The 19,030-nt window shown below is 73.4% G+C and carries 14 protein-coding genes; 5 read left to right on the top strand and 9 right to left on the bottom strand.

The window, feature by feature from the left end; genetic code table 11:
- Positions 1-360: 360 nt before the first annotated feature.
- The gene (locus WMF28_RS35125; RefSeq protein ID WP_437597888.1) at positions 361-1,905 is read right to left on the bottom strand and encodes a sigma-54 interaction domain-containing protein; all 1,545 of its coding nucleotides are present in this window, start codon (positions 1,903-1,905) and stop codon (positions 361-363) included.
- A 178-nt stretch (positions 1,906-2,083) separates the two neighbouring features.
- Here WMF28_RS35125 and WMF28_RS35120 point away from each other — a divergent pair, with 178 nt between their 5' ends.
- Positions 2,084-3,319 (top strand): RtcB family protein, encoded by a 1,236-nt coding sequence (locus WMF28_RS35120; protein WP_437597887.1) that lies wholly within the window; start codon positions 2,084-2,086, stop codon positions 3,317-3,319.
- Complete coding sequence (locus WMF28_RS35115) at positions 3,316-3,990, top strand: peptide chain release factor-like protein (RefSeq protein WP_437597886.1); 675 nt, start codon at positions 3,316-3,318, stop codon at positions 3,988-3,990. The genes WMF28_RS35120 and WMF28_RS35115 overlap by 4 nt, the downstream gene beginning before the upstream one ends.
- Before the next feature lie 415 nt (positions 3,991-4,405).
- Here the strand turns inward: WMF28_RS35115 and WMF28_RS35110 are convergent, their stop codons facing one another.
- Entirely contained in the window at positions 4,406-4,738 is a 333-nt protein-coding gene (locus WMF28_RS35110; RefSeq protein ID WP_437597885.1) for a hypothetical protein, read from the bottom strand.
- A gap of 769 nt (positions 4,739-5,507) precedes the next feature.
- Between WMF28_RS35110 and WMF28_RS35105 the strand changes: the two genes are divergently transcribed.
- Positions 5,508-6,392 carry a hypothetical protein gene (locus WMF28_RS35105; protein ID WP_437597884.1) on the top strand — a complete coding sequence of 295 codons (885 nt, stop codon included), beginning with the start codon at positions 5,508-5,510 and terminating at the stop codon, positions 6,390-6,392.
- A 188-nt stretch (positions 6,393-6,580) separates the two neighbouring features.
- Here WMF28_RS35105 and WMF28_RS35100 read toward each other — a convergent pair whose 3' ends face one another.
- The 5 genes from WMF28_RS35100 to WMF28_RS35080 all read right to left on the bottom strand — a co-directional run bounded on the left by WMF28_RS35100 (position 6,581) and on the right by WMF28_RS35080 (position 13,898).
- Positions 6,581-7,762 (bottom strand): SUMF1/EgtB/PvdO family nonheme iron enzyme, encoded by a 1,182-nt coding sequence (locus tag WMF28_RS35100; protein ID WP_437597883.1) that lies wholly within the window; start codon positions 7,760-7,762, stop codon positions 6,581-6,583.
- Between the two features lie 178 nt (positions 7,763-7,940).
- Complete coding sequence (locus WMF28_RS35095) at positions 7,941-8,582, bottom strand: LolA family protein (RefSeq protein WP_437597882.1); 642 nt, start codon at positions 8,580-8,582, stop codon at positions 7,941-7,943.
- A gap of 34 nt (positions 8,583-8,616) precedes the next feature.
- Complete coding sequence (locus WMF28_RS35090) at positions 8,617-11,115, bottom strand: cytochrome c peroxidase (protein ID WP_437597881.1); 2,499 nt, start codon at positions 11,113-11,115, stop codon at positions 8,617-8,619.
- 329 nt (positions 11,116-11,444) lie between these two features.
- Entirely contained in the window at positions 11,445-13,049 is a 1,605-nt protein-coding gene (locus tag WMF28_RS35085) for a C45 family autoproteolytic acyltransferase/hydolase (protein ID WP_437597880.1), read from the bottom strand.
- Positions 13,050-13,073: 24 nt separating this feature from the next.
- Positions 13,074-13,898: a glycosyltransferase family 2 protein gene (locus WMF28_RS35080; protein ID WP_437597879.1), complete on the bottom strand. Its 825-nt coding sequence runs from the start codon at positions 13,896-13,898 to the stop codon at positions 13,074-13,076.
- A gap of 175 nt (positions 13,899-14,073) precedes the next feature.
- Between WMF28_RS35080 and WMF28_RS35075 the strand changes: the two genes are divergently transcribed.
- Both WMF28_RS35075 and WMF28_RS35070 read left to right on the top strand, forming a co-directional pair.
- Positions 14,074-15,408, top strand: a complete 1,335-nt coding sequence (locus WMF28_RS35075; protein ID WP_437597878.1) for an MFS transporter — start codon at positions 14,074-14,076, stop codon at positions 15,406-15,408.
- Positions 15,409-15,420: 12 nt separating this feature from the next.
- Positions 15,421-16,458 carry a phosphotransferase enzyme family protein gene (locus tag WMF28_RS35070; RefSeq protein WP_437597877.1) on the top strand — a complete coding sequence of 346 codons (1,038 nt, stop codon included), beginning with the start codon at positions 15,421-15,423 and terminating at the stop codon, positions 16,456-16,458.
- A 316-nt stretch (positions 16,459-16,774) separates the two neighbouring features.
- Here WMF28_RS35070 and WMF28_RS35065 read toward each other — a convergent pair whose 3' ends face one another.
- Together WMF28_RS35065 and mscL are read right to left on the bottom strand one after the other, a co-directional pair.
- Positions 16,775-17,581 (bottom strand): hypothetical protein, encoded by an 807-nt coding sequence (locus WMF28_RS35065; RefSeq protein WP_437597876.1) that lies wholly within the window; start codon positions 17,579-17,581, stop codon positions 16,775-16,777.
- 965 nt (positions 17,582-18,546) lie between these two features.
- Positions 18,547-18,996 (bottom strand): large conductance mechanosensitive channel protein MscL, encoded by a 450-nt coding sequence (mscL, locus tag WMF28_RS35060; RefSeq protein ID WP_437597875.1) that lies wholly within the window; start codon positions 18,994-18,996, stop codon positions 18,547-18,549.
- Positions 18,997-19,030: the final 34 nt, after the last annotated feature.

Below are 19,030 nucleotides of genomic sequence, written 5' to 3'. Positions count from 1 at the left end.
CGATCGCGGAGGGATCGGGGGCCATGCGGGGGCGCGGCGCCTCGCCCTCTTTCCGTGATCGAGTATGCCCGTCGTTGTTCGAGGCCGTCCAGCGGCTCCAACCCTGCAAGGTCGCCCCGCTGTTCGGCAGAGGTCATCCCAGCCGAGCCCAGCGGCTGGTCCCTCCCTCTGCATGCGTCTCACCTGGAGCCAGCAGCCCGACCGCCAAGGTCAACGCGCATTCCCCCACACCCGCCCTCTCGTAGCGAACCCGTGTCACGCGGCCACGGTCTGGCGGCCCGCGAAGGCGCTCGCCCCTCCCACCGCAGGCGAGCGCCGGTGACCGGCGCGCCGTGCCAGGGGGCGCCCCACGCCGCGGGCTCAGGCCGCCTCGTCTCCGCGGAGGCCGTACGCCGCCATCTTGCGCTTGAGCGTGTTCCTGTCGATGCCGAGCGCCCGCGCCGCGCGGGAGATGTTGCCCCGATGCACCCGGAGCGCGCGCCCGATCGCCGCGCGCTCGGTCGACGCCACCGCCTCCGCGAGCGGCGCGACGTCCTCGCCGCCGGCCTCCGCCCCCCGCGCGCCCGCGCCGCCGGCCGGTCGCCGCGCCGCCGGCTCCGCGATCTCCGGCGCGAGGTCGCCCACGTCGACCGCGTGATCGCAGAACACGCCCCACCTCAGCACCTCGGCGCGCAGCTCGCGCACGTTGCCCGGCCAGGGGTGCTGGTGGAGCCGCCGCAGGGCCTCGCGGGTCACCTCGAGCCCGCGCCCCTTGCGCCGTGCCCGCACCTCGTCGAGGAACGCGTCGATGAGGATCTCGATATCCCCTCCTCGCGCCCGGAGCGGCGGAATCTCGATGATCGCGCCGCGGAGCCGGTAATAGAGATCCTCGCGGAACGTCCCTTGCTCGACCATGGCCCCGAGGTCGCGGTGCGTGGCCGCGAGGACGCGCACGTCGAGCTCGATCTTCGCCTCGCCGCCCACCCGGCGCAGCGTCCCGTCCTGGAGCACGCGCAGGAGCGAGGCCTGCACCCGCGGTGACAGCTCGCCGATCTCGTCGAGGAACAGCGTGCCCCCGTGCGCCTGCTCGAAGACGCCGCGCCGCCGCCCCGCGGCCCCGGTGAAGGCGCCCGCCTCGTGGCCGAACAGCTCGCTCGCGAGCACGCCCTCGGCGAAGACGCCGCAGTTCTCCGCGATGAACGGGCCCCGCCCGCGCGGGCTGTGCTCGTGGATCGCCCTGGCCGCGAGCTCCTTGCCGGTCCCCGTCTCGCCGACGATCAGCACCGGCACGTCGGTCGCGGCGACCCGCGCGATCCGGGCGCGGAGGAAGCGCATCGGCTCGCTCTCGCCGACGAGGACCACGTCGCGGGTGCGCGCCTCGGCCCGCAGGCGCACGACCTCCTCGCGCAGCGCGCGGATCTCGGGGAAGCCCTCGATGTCCAGCCGCACCTCGCGCACCGGCCGCGGGTGCGGGTGCGGCACGAACGCCGCCGGGATGACCTGGAGCATGCGCGCCGGCAGGATCCCCGCCTGCACAAGGATGACCCAGAGCGTCTGCGCCTGCGGCGTGCCCGCCGAGAGCAGGACGTCGGTGGCCCACGCCGCCTGTGGAAAGGCGCGCTTGAGCTGCGCCGACAGCTTGCCGAGCGCGCGGAAGAGCTTCGCGTGGTCCGACGGATCGTCGACGTCGACGACGCGGAGCTCGACCCGCGGCGCCCGCGCCCGCGCCCGCGCTCGCTCGACGAGCGCTTGCGACGGCGCCTCGCCCGCCGGGATGGTGAGCACCACGATGGCGTCGTAGCGGCTCTCCTCCTGGTCCAGGAGCCGCAGCACCGGCCCGCGATCGCCCTCCGGCCGGCGGCCCTGGTGCGCCGGCGCCGGCCCGAGCGTGCCCGCGTCCGACCAGGTGAGGAGGAGGCGATTCACCGGTGCACCGTACACCAGATGTGATGCACCGTGCACCACTCAATCTGGTGCGCCATGCACCAGGTTGAAGCGATCTGCCGGCGTCGCAGCGGGTCGCGCGCTGGCACGGGATCCGCAAGTCTCCGCCGCGTTCACCCTCGCCGCCCGCCATGGGCTGGCCGCCCGCCACGGAGATCTCATGAAAGCGCCCGCCGATAGCGTCGTTCTTCCTGCCCACGCCCGCCTCGTCGCCCGCGACGACGTCTGGCTCGAGGGCAACGCCGTCCAGCAGCTCGCGCGCGTCGCCGCGCTGCCTGGCTGCGTCCGCGCCGTGGGCATGCCGGACCTGCACGCGGGGCGGGGCATCCCGATCGGCGCGGCGTTCGCCTTCGCGGACCGCGTCGTCCCGCAGCTCATCGGCGGCGACGCCGGGTGCGGCGTGCGGCTCGTCGCGACGTCGATCGGCCGCATGGCGCCGGACCTCCTCGAGCGGCGCGCCCGGCAGGCGATGGAGGACGACCCGCTCGACGGCTGCGACCCGGCGGCGGTGTTCGAGCAGGTCTGGCGGCGTGGCGCGCGCGGCCTCGCCGAGATCGACGGCGTGCCCGAGGCCCTCGCGCGGCTCGCGGCGGCGGAGCCGGAGGACGGCCTGCGCCCGAGCGGCGACGCCTCGCCGTACCGCGCGGGGTACGAGAGCGCGCTCGGCTCGGTCGGCGGGGGCAACCACTTCCTCGAGGTCGCCCGCGTCGGCGCGCCGCGGGATCCGGCGGCGGCGGAGGCCCTCGGCCTCTCCGCGGGGGATCTCGTCGTCCTGGCCCACTCCGGCTCGCGCGGGCTCGGCGGCGCGCTCGGGCAGCGCTGGGGGGCCGCGGTGCTCGAGGGGGACGCCGCCGAGCCGTACCTCGGCGAGCTCGCGGGCGCGTGCCGCTTCGCGCAGGCGAACCGGTTCCTGCTCGCCTACCGGATGCTGCGCGCGCTCGGCGCCTCGCGGGCGTCGAAGATCGCGGGCGGGCTCGACCTCATCCACAACGACGTCGCGCGCGAGACCGTGGGCGGCGAGCCGGCGTGGGTGCACCGGAAGGGGGCCGCGCCCGCCCGGGGCAGCGACTTCACCGTGGTGCTCGGGTCGCGCGGCGCGCCGTCGTGGGTGATGCGCTCGAGCGACGCGGAGGCCGGGCTGCGCTCGGTCGCGCACGGCGCCGGCCGCAAGATGGGGCGCAGCGAGGCGCGCGAGAAGATCGCGGCCAGGTACCGGCGTCGCGAGCTTGCCCGCACGGAGCTCGGCGGCCGCGTCGTGTGCGACGATCCGGCGCTGCTGCTCGAGGAGCACCCGGACGCGTACAAGCCGATCCAGCCGGTGATCGAGAGCCTCGTGGACGCCGGCCTGGCGACCGCGGTCGCGCCGCTCGTGCCGGTGCTCACGGTGAAGCGATGAGCCGGGCCTGGGTGCAGATCAGCGCGGGGCGCGGGCCGGTCGAGGTGCGGCGGTTCGTGGCGCGGCTCGCCGAGCGGATGGAGGCGCTCTGCCGGGAGCGCGGGCTCGCGGTTGTCGACGTCACGGTGCACGGCGACGAGGACGCGCCGGCCTCGGTCGAGATCCTCGTGGAGGGCGACGCGCGGGGCAGCCTCGAGGGGGAGGTCGGGACGCACGCGCTGGTCGAGAAGAGCGCGAAGCGGGGGCGGGCGGCGCGCAAGCGGTGGTTCGCGGGGGTGGCGGTCCACCCCGCGGGGGCGGACGCCGGCGTTGGGGCAGACGCAGGGGGAGGCGCCGGCGTGGACCTCCGCGAGCTCGAGATCTCCGCCTGCCGGGCGAGCGGGCCTGGAGGGCAGCACGTGAACAAGACCCTGTCGGCGGTCCGGGTGCACCACCGGCCGAGCGGGATCATTGTGCGCGTCGCCGACGAGCGCTCGCAGCGCGCGAACGTCCGCCGCGCGGTGGAGCGCATCGCCGAGCGGCTCGCCGAGCGCGCCGCCCGGCGCATCGCAGAGGGGGAGGCCGCCCGCTGGAGCGAGCACGACCGGATCGTCCGGGGCGAGCCGGTGAGGACGTACCGGGTGGGGCGGAAGAGCGCGCTCGAGGTGGCGGAGGCGCGGGAGGCGCGGTGAGAGGGGGCCGCCTGCCTGCCTCATCGGCTCTCCCGGGTCTGCTCGTCCGGCCGCAACGACGAGCGGTTGGCACGGGTCGGGCCTGAGCCGGGGTTCTACCGCCGTCCGCCATCAGCGCTCGGTCAGGACGTCGTCGACCGTGGGCGCGCTGTGGGGAGCTCCTTCACCGTGGACGGGACCGGCCTGGCGGATCACCGTTCCTCCCCGAGGCGGCCCCGGAGGTACGCGGAGCGCGAGCCGTCCCATCCGCAGCGTGAACAGCGGCGCTCGGCGAACGCGTGAACGCACTCTGGGTACCCATACAGGTGGTGAGCACACTCGGCGCAAAGGCCGGCCATCTGCGACGAATCGGTGAAGTAGGTGCTGCCGCATTCGTCGCAGAGAGCGCAGGCGCGCAGGCGTGGCGGCGTCTCGATCACGCTTCATCCTCCGTGCAGAGGTAAATCGAGAGTTCGAGCCCGATGCCGGCGCGGCCGGCCGCACGAACGAGCTCGGGAGGAAAGTACTCGGACTGCGCCAGGACATCGCGCTTCTCAATCGGAAAATCGAGCCTCACGTCCTCGACTTCGGGCCAGGAGCTCAGCGTCGCGAGCTCCGCCTCGTGTACATCCAGGAATGCGCACGCGTCATGCGCTTGGTCCCGCAGCGTCCACTCCGCGTCACTCACCGTCACGGTGAAGCCGGAGTGTGTGTGCTTGATCCCCTCCGGTCTCGTCGTGAGGCGAGGCGTGCCCGCCAGGAACACCATCGAAGGTTGGAGCTTCGACGTCCGAAGGTAGCCTTCGGGATCGAAGCTCGACCCGCTTACACGGAGAACGCACATCGACGACCCTCTCTCCGCCCAACGTCACAATCCGCTGTGATGCACGACATGTCATGGTGCATGTGGGTGTAAATCATCATGGTCCGCAACTCTCATTGACCGCGGCCCTGTCGGCGTCATCAGCCCCCAGGGCCGCTGACCACCGCCTCCGCGTGGAGCGCCCTGACCTCCGACCCCACCCCATCGTGCCGCCCCCACGCATCATGGAAAGGCAGCATATCCGACCGCTACCCCGCCCTGTCAAGGAGACCAAGACAGGAGCGTGCGGGCTTCACACCGGACGACGGCGCGACCCGACTCTCGAAGCCTGGCCCTTTGAGCCGAGGAAGTCGCCTTGCAGTGCAACGTCCCGGCCAGTCACCGGCCGGACCCTTCAGAGCGCCGCAGCGCGTCGAGCGAGCCATGGTGCGCTCATCCCCCAGGTGACCGGCAATCTCACGCCGCCGAGAACGATTTTCACATGATTCACTCCTCCTGCCGGTAAGTGCGTGTTGCTCGATGAGGCGTTACGGGAACGGCTCGCTGTTCGCGGCGCTTTTTGCGGGCCATTCAATTCGTCTCCCCCCGTCGATCGACGGTGGCCCATGCTGCCGTCATGGATTAGGGTCGCACTCCGATGCACAATCGCTCCGACCAGTTCTCAAAGAACTTGCTGCGAGACGGGCTGAGCCTCGTCTCGGCGGCGGAGACCGAGGTGGAGGTCCTGGCGGCGACACAGAAGATCGATGTCTACAGCGTGCCTGATCCAGCACGGCAGGCCGAGCGCGCCGCCATGGGCCTGCTCGGCGAGCTCTCGGCGGAGCCGAGCCTGTTCGAGCCGTTTCATCGCACGCCGAGCCTTCGTCAGACCCGCCACTGCCTGCGCAAGCAGCTCACGTGGCACCACGAGCTCGAGCGCCGCGCCCGCTCTGCGACCGGCTCCGTCGTGCCGGACGAGGATGCCGCCGCGCCGCCGCAGCCGGCGGTGCACTTCCCTGCGCTGGTCGTCATCGGGTCGGGGCGCCCTGAGACGGTGCTCGACGCCTACCGCTGCGAGCCGGTGCAACCAGGCGTTTACCAGGCTGTGCCGGGTCTGGCGATGCGGGTGGTGGTGCTCGCCGAGCTGCTGCGGACGCGGGCGACGCTGCTCCTGCGGCTGCTCGGCTCAGGCCGCCTCCTGCGCGAGGCGGTGGCAGATCTCGCGGCGCTGCCCGACGATGCCTGGGAGAAGAGCGTCGCCGCGCCGCTGCTGGTACACTTCCGGCTCGGAACCCAGGAGCCGACGATTGACGAGGAGGACGATGTGAGCGCAGAGATCCGTGCGTGGTTTGAAGAGTACAAGCAGCAGCTGCGGGCCGAGGCGCAGAAGGAAGGCCGCAACGAAGGCCGCAACGAAGGCCGCAACGAAGGCCGCAACGAAGGCCGTGCCGAGGAGGCGGCGCGTGCCGTGCTGACGGCGCTCCGGGTTCGCGGCATCGCCGTGCCGGACGTGGCGCGGGAGCGCATCCTGGCCGAGAAGAATCCGGAGATCCTGGAACGGTGGCATGAACGGGCCGTCGTCGTCGCATCGCTCGCCGAGGTGCTCGACGACCCGAGCTGAGCGATGCCGGCCAGGCAAGCGTCCCTCCGGAGACGCTGCCCGCTCTGGTGTTCCGGCGTTGCGACCGGTCCGGCCCCCCGCCAGCGCGACGTCACCCAGGGCGCGGAGGAGCGGACTGTCCCCGACGGGGCCGCCGGCGCGCGCAGCCGCAGGGCGTCCGCCTCGCGCCGCTCACCGCCTCTCGCCGCTCACCGCTTCGCGCCGCCCGTCGTCGCCGCCGGCGCCCCGCCCGGCGTGGCGTCCACCGCGCCCGGCCCGAGCAGCGTGCCGCACATCGTCTTGCACAGGATGTCGGTCGGCCTGCACTCGCACTTGCCCTGCTCCTTGAGCTCGAGCTTCCCGCGCATCTGCTCGACCGTGAACTGCGCCATCCGCTCGACCCGATCCATGGTCCACCCCTCCTGGGCCTGGCGCGGCGTCCGCGGCTCGGTGGCCTTGCCGTCGGGCTCGGCGCAGCAGCGGAAGCTCAGGAAGTAATAATAGAACCCCTCGTCGTGCGTGTAGATCTTCGGCCGGCACTGGTTGCGCACGCCCTTGTACCAGGGGCCGCCCGTGTGGACGCTGTCGAACTTGCCGCGCCAGCCGCCGCTCGTCTCGCTCGCCACGACCTCATCCGTGTTCGCGGGCAGGTCGGCGACTCCATAGTCGCTGATGCATTGCTCCTGCGACCCGCTCCGCACCCCTTTCCAGAGGCGGGCCAGCTCGCCCGGGTCGCGCTTCGCCACCTTCTTCATGTCGGGATCGTCCCAGAGATGGTCGCCGTTGCACTTCGCCGCGTCGCGCGAGTACCCATAAGGGAACGGCTTGATCTCGGGCCCCTCGCAGGCGAGCGTCCACTCCGACTCGGTGCAGAGGCGCTTGCCGGCCGCGGCGCACTTGACCTGAGCCTGGTGGAACCGATTCATCACCTCGGGCCGCTCCCCCTTCTTGTTCGGCCACTCGTACGTGTCGATGCAGTAACGCTTCTTCACCTTCTCGCCGGTGCAGCGGGCGGGGGTCGGCGCGAACTCCTCGCAGACGGTCTTCTTGTTCGACTTGTCGTACCAGCTGCGGAGACAGCTGTGCTCGACCTCGGTGCAGTACTCGCCCTCGACGAGCTTCATGTCCGCCGGGCACGCCTGCTCCTCCTCGGCGGCGGCGCTCACCCCGCCGGCCGTCCCGGCCTCGGCGGCCGGCGCGCCGGCCTCGGCGGCCGGGGGCGCCGCGCCCGCGGTCCCGGCAGGGGACGGCGCGGCGGCGGGCGGGCGCTCCTCGTGCGCGCGCGGAGCCGCCGTCTGAGCGGGCTCCGGGGGAGCGCCGGAGCAGGCGGCGGCGAGCGTCAGGGCGGGAAAGGGGAGCAGGAGGTGTCGCATGCGGGGCGTCGGTCGCATGCGGGGCGTCATAATCGAGATCGCGGCGAGGGGAACCCGGGCGTTGCGACCTCGGCCCGCGCCCGCGTCCCGCGCCCGTCCCGCTGCGCCCCGCGCCCGTCCCGCCGCGTCCCGCGCCCGTCCCGCCGCGTCCCGCGCCCGTCCCGCCGCGTCCCGCGCCCGCTCACCGGCGCCCCGCTCAGCCCTGCTTCGGCGCCCTCATCCGCGCCGGATCCACCGTCCCGTCCCGCGCCACCTTGCCGAACGCGATGACGCTCCGGTCGCCGTTCTTCTCCTCGATGACCACCCGCCGCACCGACCACAGCTCCGGCCCCGACGCCATCTCGAGGCTCCGCACGTGCTTCGCGACCTCCTCGGCCCGCGGCCGCGCGACAAGCGTGATCCCGTCCGCGCGGCTCGGGATCGACAGATCGTAGCGCGCCCGCAGCCTCGCCAGATCGCCGCCGAGGAGCACGAGCAGATCCGAGAGCACCGCGCCGAAGCGCCCCGCCGCGCCGCGCCCCGCGCCCGACGCGCCCTTCGGGGTCGCGAAGCCGAACCCCTCGGGCGTGATCCAGTAGGTGATCGCGTCCGGCGGCTTGAGCTCCCAGCGGAGCCGGTCCGGCAGGACCAGCGTCATCTCCCCGTCGCTCTTCACCGCCGTCGCGAGCAGGCCGATGGTCCGCTCCTGCGTGAACGGCGCGACGAGCGTCTTCACCGACGCGCGCGCCCTCGTGATCTCGGCGAGCGCGTCGCCCACCTCGTCCGCGCGCGCGCGGCCGGCGAGCGACAGCGCGCCGCCGCTCGCCGCGAGGCCCATCAGGAAAGATCGTCGCTGCATCCTCGTCCTCTTCCCTCAGACGGGCGAGCCGCGCTCAATCTGCAATGGGCTTCGGCGTGTTGGGCCCGCTCTCCGGCAGCTCCGGCTTCGCGATGTACTCCGTCGGGAGCTCGCCCGTCAGGGACTTGAGCCAGACAACGATCTGGTCGACCTGCGCATGGCTCAGGTCCTTGCCGAGCTGGTGCTTGCCCATGAGCCGCACGGCCTCCTGCAGCGAGGAGACCGACCCGTCATGGAAGTACGGCGCCGTCGCGGCCACGTTGCGGAGCGTCGGCACCCGGAAGACCATGAAATCAGCCTGCTTCTTCGTGATCTCGAAGACCCCGCGGTCCATCGTGTCGGGCCACGATCGCACGAGGCCGAGCTTCTGGAACATCGTCGCCCCGACGTGCGGGCCGAAGTGGCACGTCACGCAGCCGACCTCGACGAACGTGTTGAACCCCTCCTTCTCGGCGTTGGTCAGGGCGTCGGGCTCCCCGTCCAGGAACTGATCCCACCGCCCGCGCGTGAACAGCTTGCGCTCGAACGCGCCGATCGCCTTCGCGGCGTTGTTGACGGTCACGGGCCACGGGTCGTTCGGGAACGCCCTGCTGAACGCCTTCACGTAGTCCGGGATGGAGCGCAGCGTCGCCTCGAGCCGCACCGGCGTCATCGCCATCTCGCTCGGGTTCATCATCGGCCCGTTGGCCTGCTCCTCCACGCTGTCGAAGCGCCCGTCCCACATGAGCGAGAAGAACCCCGCCGAGTTGTAGACGCTCGGCGTGTTGCGGCGGCCGCTCTGGTGGGCGTGGCCGATCGACACCTTCGCGCCGTCGGCGCCGTGGCGGTCGAGCGGGTGGCACGAGTTGCACGAGAGGTCGTGGTTCTTCGAGAGCCGGTTGTCGTAGAAGAGCATCCGGCCGAGCTGGATCTTCTCGTCCGTGAGCGGGTTGCTCGAGGACGTGACGAGCGCCGGCAGCGGGTTGAAGCTCCCGAGCCGCTCCGGATCGATCTGCACGGCCGGCTCGGCCGGGGCCGCGGCGGGCGCGGCGGCGGCCGCGGCCGCGGGCGCAGCCGGCGCCGCGCCGGGCGCCGGGGAGGGCGCGGCGGTCGTCGTCTTCTGCACGAGCCAGGCGCCCACGCCGGCGCCCGTCGCGGCGACCAGCGCCGCCGCCGCCACGAGCGGGGCCGCCCTGCTGCGGGGGCGCTCGGCGGTGGGCTGCGCCTCGCCGGCCACGATGATCGTCTTCTGGAAGGGCACCGAGGTGCCGGCGACGGTCCTCGACGAGGGCGGCGGCCCGTCCGGACGCCCGCGGATCAGGTGGCCGCTCTGGCCCAGGTGCTGGCCGCTCTGGCTCATGTGGTGGCCGCTCTGGCCCAGGTGGCCAGGGCCGCTCTGCGAGAGCGCCGTGACGTGCTCGGGCCAGCTGCGGGGCGTGCCCACGGGCGTCGGCGGGCGGCGCGACGGGTGATCGCTGTTGTCCTGCCAGCTGCGGGGCGTGTGCACGGGCGTCGGCGGGCGGCGCGACGGATCGCCGCCGTCCTGCCAGCTGCGGGGCGTGGCCACGGGCGTGGGCGGGCGGCGCGTCGGCGCCTCGGGGTTCGCGCGCGAGGGCGGCGGCATGTCGGCCCCCAGCGACTCGGGGAGCGGCTGCAGCATGTCCTCGCGGATCGAGAAGCCGTGCGGCAGGAGCATCCGGCACTCGTTCAGCAGCTCCTCCGCGGACTGGAAGCGCAGGTTCCTGTCGATCTGGAGCGCGCGGTGGACGATCTCGGCGACCTCGTAGGTCACCCAGTGCGCCAGGCTCTGGATGGGCGGCGCTGGCACCGAGCAGATCGCGACGATGAGCTCGCCGAGCCCCCGCGAGTTCCGGTAGGGGGTGCGCCCGGCGAGCATCTTGAAGAGGACGATGCCGAGCGACCAGAGGTCGGTCCGGCCGTCGACGTCCTTCATGTTGCGCGCCTGCTCGGGCGACATGTAGATGGGCGAGCCGATCAGGTTGCTCGTGGCGGTGAGCTCCTGGTGGTGCTCGAAGCTGTCGTCGGCCTGCATCTTGGCGACGCCGAAGTCGAGGAGCTTGACCGAGAACTCCCCGCCGTCGCGCCGGGCCAGGAACAGGTTGGCGGGCTTGATGTCGCGGTGGAGGACGCGCGCGTCGTGCGCCTTGATGAGGCCCATGCACGCCTGGGCCACGATGCAGAGCGCGAGCTCGGGCGGCAGCGGGCCGAGCCGCCGGAGCAGCTGATCGACGTCCTCGCCCGCGAGCAGCTCCATCACGAGGAAGGGCAGGCCCGTCGCCCGGTCCCTCCCGCTATCGAGCACGCTCGCGATGTGCTCGCTCTCGATCGCGCCGGCCGCCCTGGCCTCGCGCTCGAAGCGGGCCATCACCGCGTCGTCCTGCGCGAGCTTGCTCGTGATCACCTTGACGGCGACGCGGCGGCCGGTGCCCAGGTGCCGTGCCTCGTAGACTGCCCCCATCCCGCCCTCACCGAGCAGCCCGAGGATGAGGTAGCGTTGATCGAGGGTGGTGTTGATCAGGTTGATGTCCGTCATGGTCCGGTCGACGCTCCGCTGCGGCGACGTTGCGCCCCGAATCGCATTGTCGGACGGAAGCGCGCGCTAGGCAATCTTGCGGTACGGGAGCGCCGGACGAGAGGTGTCCTAGCCCCGGTGTACGGGCGTGGACGACGCGGCCCTGTTGTGAAACGAGGGCGAAACAGTTGCGCACCGGCCTCGGCTGTGAAGCTGCGCGCGTCGCGGAGGTTATTTAAGCGCGTCACGGCCGCGCCGCGGAGATTATTCAAGCGCGTCGCGGCCGCGCCGCGGAGATTATTGAAGGATCCTCGCGGCCGCCGCGCTCGGCGAGCGACGCGGTCGTGCTCTCATGGAGCGTCGCGGCCGCGCTCGCCGCCCCCGGCGGAGGGGCCGGGCGCGCTGCTGCCGAGCTCGCCCGTGTGGGGCGAGCCGGCGCGCTCCCAGGCGGCGTAGTCGCCGCTCGTGAGCAGCGGATCCTCGGGCAGCGCCTCCGGCTCGGCGGGGTCGAGCGCGGGGTCGAAGGTCGGGTCGAGCAGCCGCGCCAGGTCGAAGCGCAGGAACCGGCCGGCGAGGTGGGGGCCCTCGCTGACCCAGAGGACGCGCGCCGTCGCATCCATGACGACCGCGTGCGTCGCGATGAGCGCGTCGATCGCGCGCCGGTCGCCGAGCGGCAGCGGCGCGCCGCCGGGCCCGCGCCTGTCGCGCAGGACGTCGACCGCCGCCTCGACGGTCGCGCCGTCGGGCAGGGCCGCGAGCCGCTCGTCGAGGCGGCGGCGCCGCGCGTGGGTCGAGGTCTCGGCCTCGACGCGCCGGTTGCGCGGGTCGCCGGCGAGCGGCCCCTCGAAGTGGTTCGTGAGCGGGACCTTGCCGCGGCCGCGGCGCGCGTGGAGCGGCGCGCCGGGCGCCCGCTCGGCGATCGCCGCCTCGCCGGCCGCGTCGACGAGCATCACGAGGTGGGAGACCATGGGCGCGCGCGCCTCGAGGATCGCGAGCGCCTCGTCGACGCCCCGCGCGCGGCCGAGCACGTCGCGCATCGTGTGCACGACCGGCTCGCCCGCCGCGCGCGGCTCGCCGGCGCGCCCGCCGTGGACGACGAGCGCGAGGCCGGCGGCGTTCATCCCGGTCACCGCGCCGACGAGGCCGGGCCAGGACACCGACGCGTACGGGATCTTCCCCTGCTCGTGCACGAGGAACACCGCCTTGCCCTCGTCGAAGACGGGCCCGGCCTCGAAGTCGAAGTTGCGGGCCAGCACCGCGTTCCCGCCCGCCGACGCGGCCCCGGTGAGGGCGAAGCTCGTGCAGCCGATGAGCGGGGAGTGCTCGAACGAGAGCGCGATGTCGTAGAGCGACTGGAGGAAGATGAAGCGGTGGTACGTGGGGAGGACCCCGTCGAACGGGTCGGGCGAGAAGGCGCGGGCCTGCGCGGCGATCTCGCGCCGCGCGCCGTCGCTCATGCCCTCGTCGACGCCGCGGAACTGGAGGCGCGAGAGGTCCATGAGGAGCCACCGGAGCGGGGCGACGGGCACGTGACGGCGGAGCTGCTCGTGGAGGGTGCCTTCGTTCTGGACCATCTCCGGGTAGAAGAGCCGGCCGTGCTGGTGGCCGATCTCCTCCGGCGATCCGGCGAGGCGCGCCTCGAGGATCCGGCCGCGGCGGCGCGCGTAGGCGGGGCCGAGCACGCGCAGCCCCGCCGGCCCCGCCGCGGGCTCACCGGCGACGGCGCGGATCGGCGGCGGCTCGATCCGCGTCGCGGCGCCGATGCCGAGGTGCGCGAGGACCGGCGCGGCGAGCAGCGCCGCGGCCGCGACGAGCTTGCGCCGGTGGCGGGCGAGGCGCGAGGGCCGCCGGAGCGCGCCCGCGGGGGGGCCGGACGCGGGGGGGCCGGACGCGGCGCTGCCGGACGCGGCGCTGCCCGACGCCGCGTCCGCGCTGGATCCGGCCCGGGCCGTCACGCGTTCCAGAGCGCGCGTCCCGGATCAGGGGGGCGCCGCTGTCGGCTGCGACGGGTGGGGGTCGATCTCGGCGGCGCGCGCGCTCGCCACGGCGGCGCGGCGCGCGTCGGGGGACGGCGCCGGCGCGGCGGGCACGTGGCGGAGCCCGCGCGTGAGCGCGAGCGTCGCCAGCACCCGGCCCACGATCCGCGCCGGATCGCGCACGCTGTCGAAGTGCGTGAGCCGCTCTTCCTCGGTCGGATAGATGACCCGGGTCGGCACCTCGACGATGCGGAGCTTGGCGGCCACCGCGCGCAGGAGGATCTCCGCCTCGAAGGCGTAGCCGTCGTCGCGCGCGCCGAGCGAGAGCGTCGTCCGGAGCGGGTAGCGGCGCAGGCCGCACTGCGTGTCGGCGAAGGGCCGGCCCGCGAAGAGCGACAGGAAGAAGTTCGAGATCCGGTTCGAGATCTGGTTCGCGCGCGGCGCGCCCGCCGACACGAGATCCCGGATGCCGAGCACGAGCGCCTCGGGGTCGACGTCGGCCTCGATGAGGCGCCGCGCCTCCTCCGGCGGGTGCTGGCCGTCCGCGTCGATCGTGACCGCCACGTCGAAGCCCGCGGCGAGGGCGAGCTCCATCCCGGTGCGCAGGGCCGCGCCCTTGCCCAGGTTCTCCGGGTGGATCAGCACCGTGGCGCCCGCCGCGCGCGCGCGCTCGGCCGTCCGGTCGCTCGACCCGTCGTCCACAACGAAGACGGCGCCGCCCAGGCCGTTGACCCGGAGCGCCCCTCGTGTGACGTCCTCCACGTTGCGCTCGGCCTGGTAGGCAGGAATGATGGCGCAGATCCGCATGAAGCAGAGCGCGATTAGCATGGTGTGCCCTGGATGAACAGCGGCAGGCACGATCTGTCCGGTGCGTCCACGCCGCCTGCGGAGCGATCTGCGGAGCGACGTCCGGCCGGGCTCGACAGGGGCGGGTACGCGGCGCATGGCGGGCGATCGCGGCCCTACGTGGTCGGGTAGCGCTCGCGCGACAAGGAGCCTCCACGTGCGTGTCCCTTCGACGCCGGCCGGCGCCCTTCGCCCGGAACCCCGACCGAGCCTGCTCCGCCGGCGCCCCCATTTCCGTCGTGTCTGGCTGAGCGAGATCGTCTCGTTGCTCGGCGACTGGATGGGCTTCGTCGCCGTGAGCCTGCTCGCGCTGGGCGGCGAGGGGGGCGGGGTCGTGGCGCTCGCGCTGGTCATCGTCGGGCATCACCTCCCGAACGCGCTGTTCGCGCCGGTGGCGGGGGTGCTCGCGGACAGGCTCGATCGGCGGAGGCTGCTCATCGCGACGAGCGTGGTGCAGGGCGCGCTCACGGTCGCGATGCTCGGCGCCGCGGTCCTGGGCAGCGTGGCGGCGGTGCAGGTGCTCGTCTTCGCCCGCGGGTCGGTGGGGGCGCTGCGCCTGCCGGCGCAGAGCGCGGTGCTGCGCCATGTCGTCGAGGCGGACGAGCTCCTCGAGGCGAACGCGATCGTGTCGGCGACGTGGAGCGTCATGTTCGCGGTCGGGATGGCGGTCGGCGGCCTGATCGCGGCGCTCGGTCCTGCGATGGCGCTCGCCCTGGACGCGGCGTCGTTCGGCCTGTCGGCGCTGTTCCTCTGGGGGCTCCCGTCGATGGTGGCCGAGGGGCGTCCGGCGGAGGGCGGCCTGCTCGGGGCGCTCGCGTCGGTGCGGCGGGACATCGCGCTCGCCTGGACGCACGCGTGGGAGCGGCCGCCGCTGCTCGACGCGGTGCTCGCGAAGACGCCGGTCCACCTGGCGAACGGCGGGGCGCTGCTGCTGCTCAACGTGCTCGCGACGCAGCTCGCCTTCGCGGGCACGGGCGCGCTGACGCTGGGGGTGCTCCAGTGCGTGCGCGGCGCGGGGACGGGGATCGGCCCGCTGGTCGGCGTCGCGCTGGTCCGCCGCGGCCTGCGGGGCGAGCTCGCGGCGACCGGGGCGGCCTGGGTGACGTTCGCGGCGATCGCGGCGTTCGCGGTGACCCGGCACGCGGCGGCGCTGATCGCTGTCGCGCTCGTGTGGGGGCTCGGCAGCGGCGCGAACTGGGTGCTGTCGAGCGCGGAGATCCAGCGGCTGTCGCCGGACCGCTTCGTCGGGCGGCTCTCGGCCATCGACAACCTGGTCCTCACGGTCGGCCTGTGCGCCACGTCGCTCGGCGGGGCGGTGCTCGTCGAGCGGGTCGGGGTCCCGGGGGCGGCCGCGTGGCTGGGGCTCGGCGCCGGCGTGCTCGCCTGGTTCGGGTCGCGGTGGATGCAGCGCCGGCGGGCCGCGGCGCTGCGCCGGGAGGCCGCTGCCGTGCCGGAGGCGGCTTCCTTGCCGCCGGAGACCGGGCGCGGGTAGCCTCCGGTTCCGATGATCCCGGACGTATGGGCGCCCCTGCGCGGCCTCGCCGTGCGCCGCTGCGACGACGAGGGCCTCATCAATGGAACGTGGGTGGCCGGCGGGGCTGGCGGGGCTGGTGAGGTCGGCGGGGCCGGTGAGGTCGGCGGGGCCGGTGAGCCGCCGCGGTTCGTGGTGCAGCGGGTGAGCCCGATCTTCGCGCCGGAGGTCCACGACGACATCGAGGCGGTGACCGCCCACCTGGCGAGCCGCGGGCTCGCGACGCCGCGGCTGCTGCGCGCGGGCGACGGCGCCCTCTGGGCGCGGGATGGCGCGGGCGCGGTGTGGCGGGTGATGGACTTCATCCCCGGCCGCACGCACCACCGGGTCGGCTCCCCCGCGCTCGCGCGCGCGGCGGGGGCGCTTGTCGGGCGGTTCCACCGGGCGGTGGACGACCTCGAGCATGCGTACCGCCATGTCCGCGCCGGCGCGCACGACACGGCGCTGCACATGGAGCGGCTGGACGGCGCGGCCACCGGGGGGGAGGGGAGGCGGCTGGCGGATGCGATCCTCGACGCGTGGCGCACGTGGCAGGGGCGGCTCGACCTGCCGCTGCGGCACTGCCACGGCGACCTCAAGATCTCGAACCTGCGCTTCTCCGCCGCGGGGGAGGGGATCTGCCTGCTCGATCTCGACACGCTGGCGCTGCAGTCGATAGACGTGGAGCTCGGCGACGCGTGGCGCTCGTGGTGCAACCCGGTCGGGGAGGACGCGACCGAGGCGCGCTTCGATCGGGAGGTCTTCGCCGCCGCGGTGGCGGGCTACCGCGAGGTGCGGCCGTTCGGCGCGGAGGAGCGGGAGGCGCTCGCGGACGCCGTGGAGCGGATCGCGCTGGAGCTCGCGGCGCGGTTCTGCCGGGACGCCTTCGAGGACCGGTATTTCGGCTGGGATCCGGCGCGGTTCCCGACGCGGGTCGCGCACAACCTGCAGCGGGCGGCGGGGCAGCTGTCGCTTGCGCGCTCGGCGCGGCGGCAGCGCGGGGAGATCGCGCGGCTGCTCGCGGGGGGCTGAGCGGATCGGCGCGGGGGCCGTCGCTGGGCTGGGCGGCATGTCGGGACATGGTCGGGTGCCTGGCCGAGCAGGCGGCGGGCATGTCGGGACATGGGCGGGTGTCTTGTTGAGCAGGCGGCGGGCATGTCGGGACATGGGCGGGTGCCTGGCCGAGCAGGCGGCGGGCATGTCGGGACATGGGCGGGGGCCTCGCCGGGCAGGCGGCGGGCATGTCGGGACATGGGCGGGTGCCTGGCCGGGCAGGCGGCGGGCATGTCGGGACATGGGCGGGGGCCTTGTTGAGCAGGCGGCGGGCGCGTCGGAGATGCGGTACCGGCTACAGGCCGGGGTCGGTGAGCACCACCGGCTCGGCCGGTTCCGGCGCCGTGGGCACAGCCGGCGGGCCGGGGGGCGCGGGGGCGCCCTGCTCCGGCGCCGCGCGCCCGCGCGCGGCCCGCTCGCGATCGGCGTTCAGCTTGTCGATGTAGGCGAACAGCCGCGCCTCGTGATCCGACGGAAGCGCGCTGCCCTCTTCCTGGATCTCGTCCCGGAGCGCATCCCGGAAGCGCCCGAGCAGCCCGACCGCGGCGCCCCGGAGCGGGCCGGTGGCCGCGGCGTTCTCGCCGGTGGCGAGGAGCGTGGCGCGCCTGCGCAGGAGCTTGTCGATGTCGTCGCCGGCGGCGACGAACGCCTTCACCCAGTCATGCAGGCTGCCCCCGCCCGGGGTGGCGGTGGACTTCAGCTCTGCCTTGAGCCGCGCCAGCTCGGGCCGGTTGTCGAGCGCCGCCGACGCTTCGTCGGCGTAGGGGGCGCGGAGCACCTCGAGCTTCGGGACGAACGTCTGCTGCGCGGTCGCCGCCGCGTCCTTGAGCGCCGACGGCAAGGCGGGGTGCGCCTCGATGGCCTTGCAGAGGAAGAAGATGGCCGCCCCGAGCCCGTCGTGCCGGACGTCGGCCTCGGAGAGCTCCCTGGCGAGCGGCGCCTGCGTGCCCGCGGCGTCGGGGATGGCGTCTATCTCCTTCTGCTTTGCTCTGAGTCGCCGCTCGTACAGCTTGCCTGTCGCCGACAGGCGCAGCTCGTCGGCCCTCTCATCCAAGAGATCGCGCAAGGCGAGCTTCAGGTCTCCTATCGTGAGATTACGCAAGGTTACCTCCGTCATGACGTGGTTCGCCCGCCCCCGCGATGCACCGGCGGGCCAGAGAGGCGAGCTCAGGGTGTTGCCGGAGCGTGGAACGCTAGCCGAGCTTCCGGCGGCTGAGTAGGCCGAATTCGATGGCCCGAGGGAGGGACCATGGACGGAAGCGCCGGAATCGTGCTCCGGATCGAGGGACTGCGGCCATTTCATGGGTCTTTTCACGAGGAGGCCCCCGGCCGTCTTTGTTTGGCAGCCGGGCGAGTATGGCGACCTGGCGCTCGAAGGGCCGGGGGACTTCCGGGTCATCGAGAGCATGAGCGCGCGCTTCGGGTTCGGCTTCGGGTCGGCGGCGTCGGCGGTGGCGGAGAAGCTCGAGGCGAGCGGCACGACGGCGGCGGTGCTCAGCGTGCTGCCGTCGCTCGGCAAGAGCCCGGCAGCAAATGGGTGCTGTCGCGGGTCGAGGTGGACGACGGCCTGTGCACGCCGGCGTATGTTCACACGTTCGCCAAGCACATCTATGCGGGGCAGACGCGGATCGCGAGCAAGATGGATCCGGACTGGTTCGGGGACCCGCCGACGCTCTACTACCACCCAGACCACCTGGGGAGCACGAGCTTCGCGTCGAACAACGAGCAGACGCTGACGCAGCGGGACGAGTACTTCCCGACCGGGGAGCTGTGGATCGACGCGTCGGACTCGCGGTACGAGCTGCGGCGGGCGGCGGCGCCGCCTCGGACGGTGCGTATGGGCGGCGTGGCCCCGCAACCGGCTTCTCCGTCACGGCGGCCTGCTGGCCAGCAGCAGGCCGCGCCGCCGCCACCACTACTCGAAGGATGGGGTCCTCATGGGCCCAGCGAATCCATGGCAGAGAGCAACGATGGTCAGCCTCATGCGAAGGCCCGCGCCAGAACCTGTTCCCAAAAGCCGGTTCTGGGCCTTCCACCGAAAGGAGCCACTGCCGAAGAGCCCGGCCCCTACGCCGCCTTCAGCGCCGCCGTGCAGTGCCCGCAGCGCACCGCCTTGAGGGGGATGCTCATCGCGCACTCGGGGCAATCCTTCGTCGTCACCGTCTCCTCTTGCTTCCTGTGGAGCTTCCCCATGAGATGGATCAGCAGGAACACGCAGAGGGCGACGATGATGAAGCTCACCAGGTTGTTGATGACCTGGCCATACTGGAGGAGGACCGCGCCGGCCTTCACCATCTCCTCGGCGCTCGCGTACGTACCGGGCGCGCCCGGCGCCTTCAGGACGATGTAGTGCTGGCTGAAGTCGATGCCGCCCGTCAGCAGGCCTATCGGCGGCATGATCAGGTTATCGACGAGCGACTTGATGATGTTGCCGAACGCGGCGCCGATCACGACGCCGACCGCCATGTCGATGACATTGCCACGAATCGCAAACTTCTTGAAATCCTCCCAGAACATCGCTCTCTCCCATCGCCGAGGGCCCGTGCTCGGG

Origin of the sequence: Sorangium sp. So ce590, assembly GCF_051521365.1 — a bacterium.
In the GTDB taxonomy this organism is placed as follows: Bacteria; Myxococcota_A; Polyangia; order Polyangiales; family Polyangiaceae; genus Sorangium.
The sequence above is the reverse complement of the archived record's forward strand: the minus strand, read 5'-3'. Positions and strand labels throughout refer to the sequence as shown.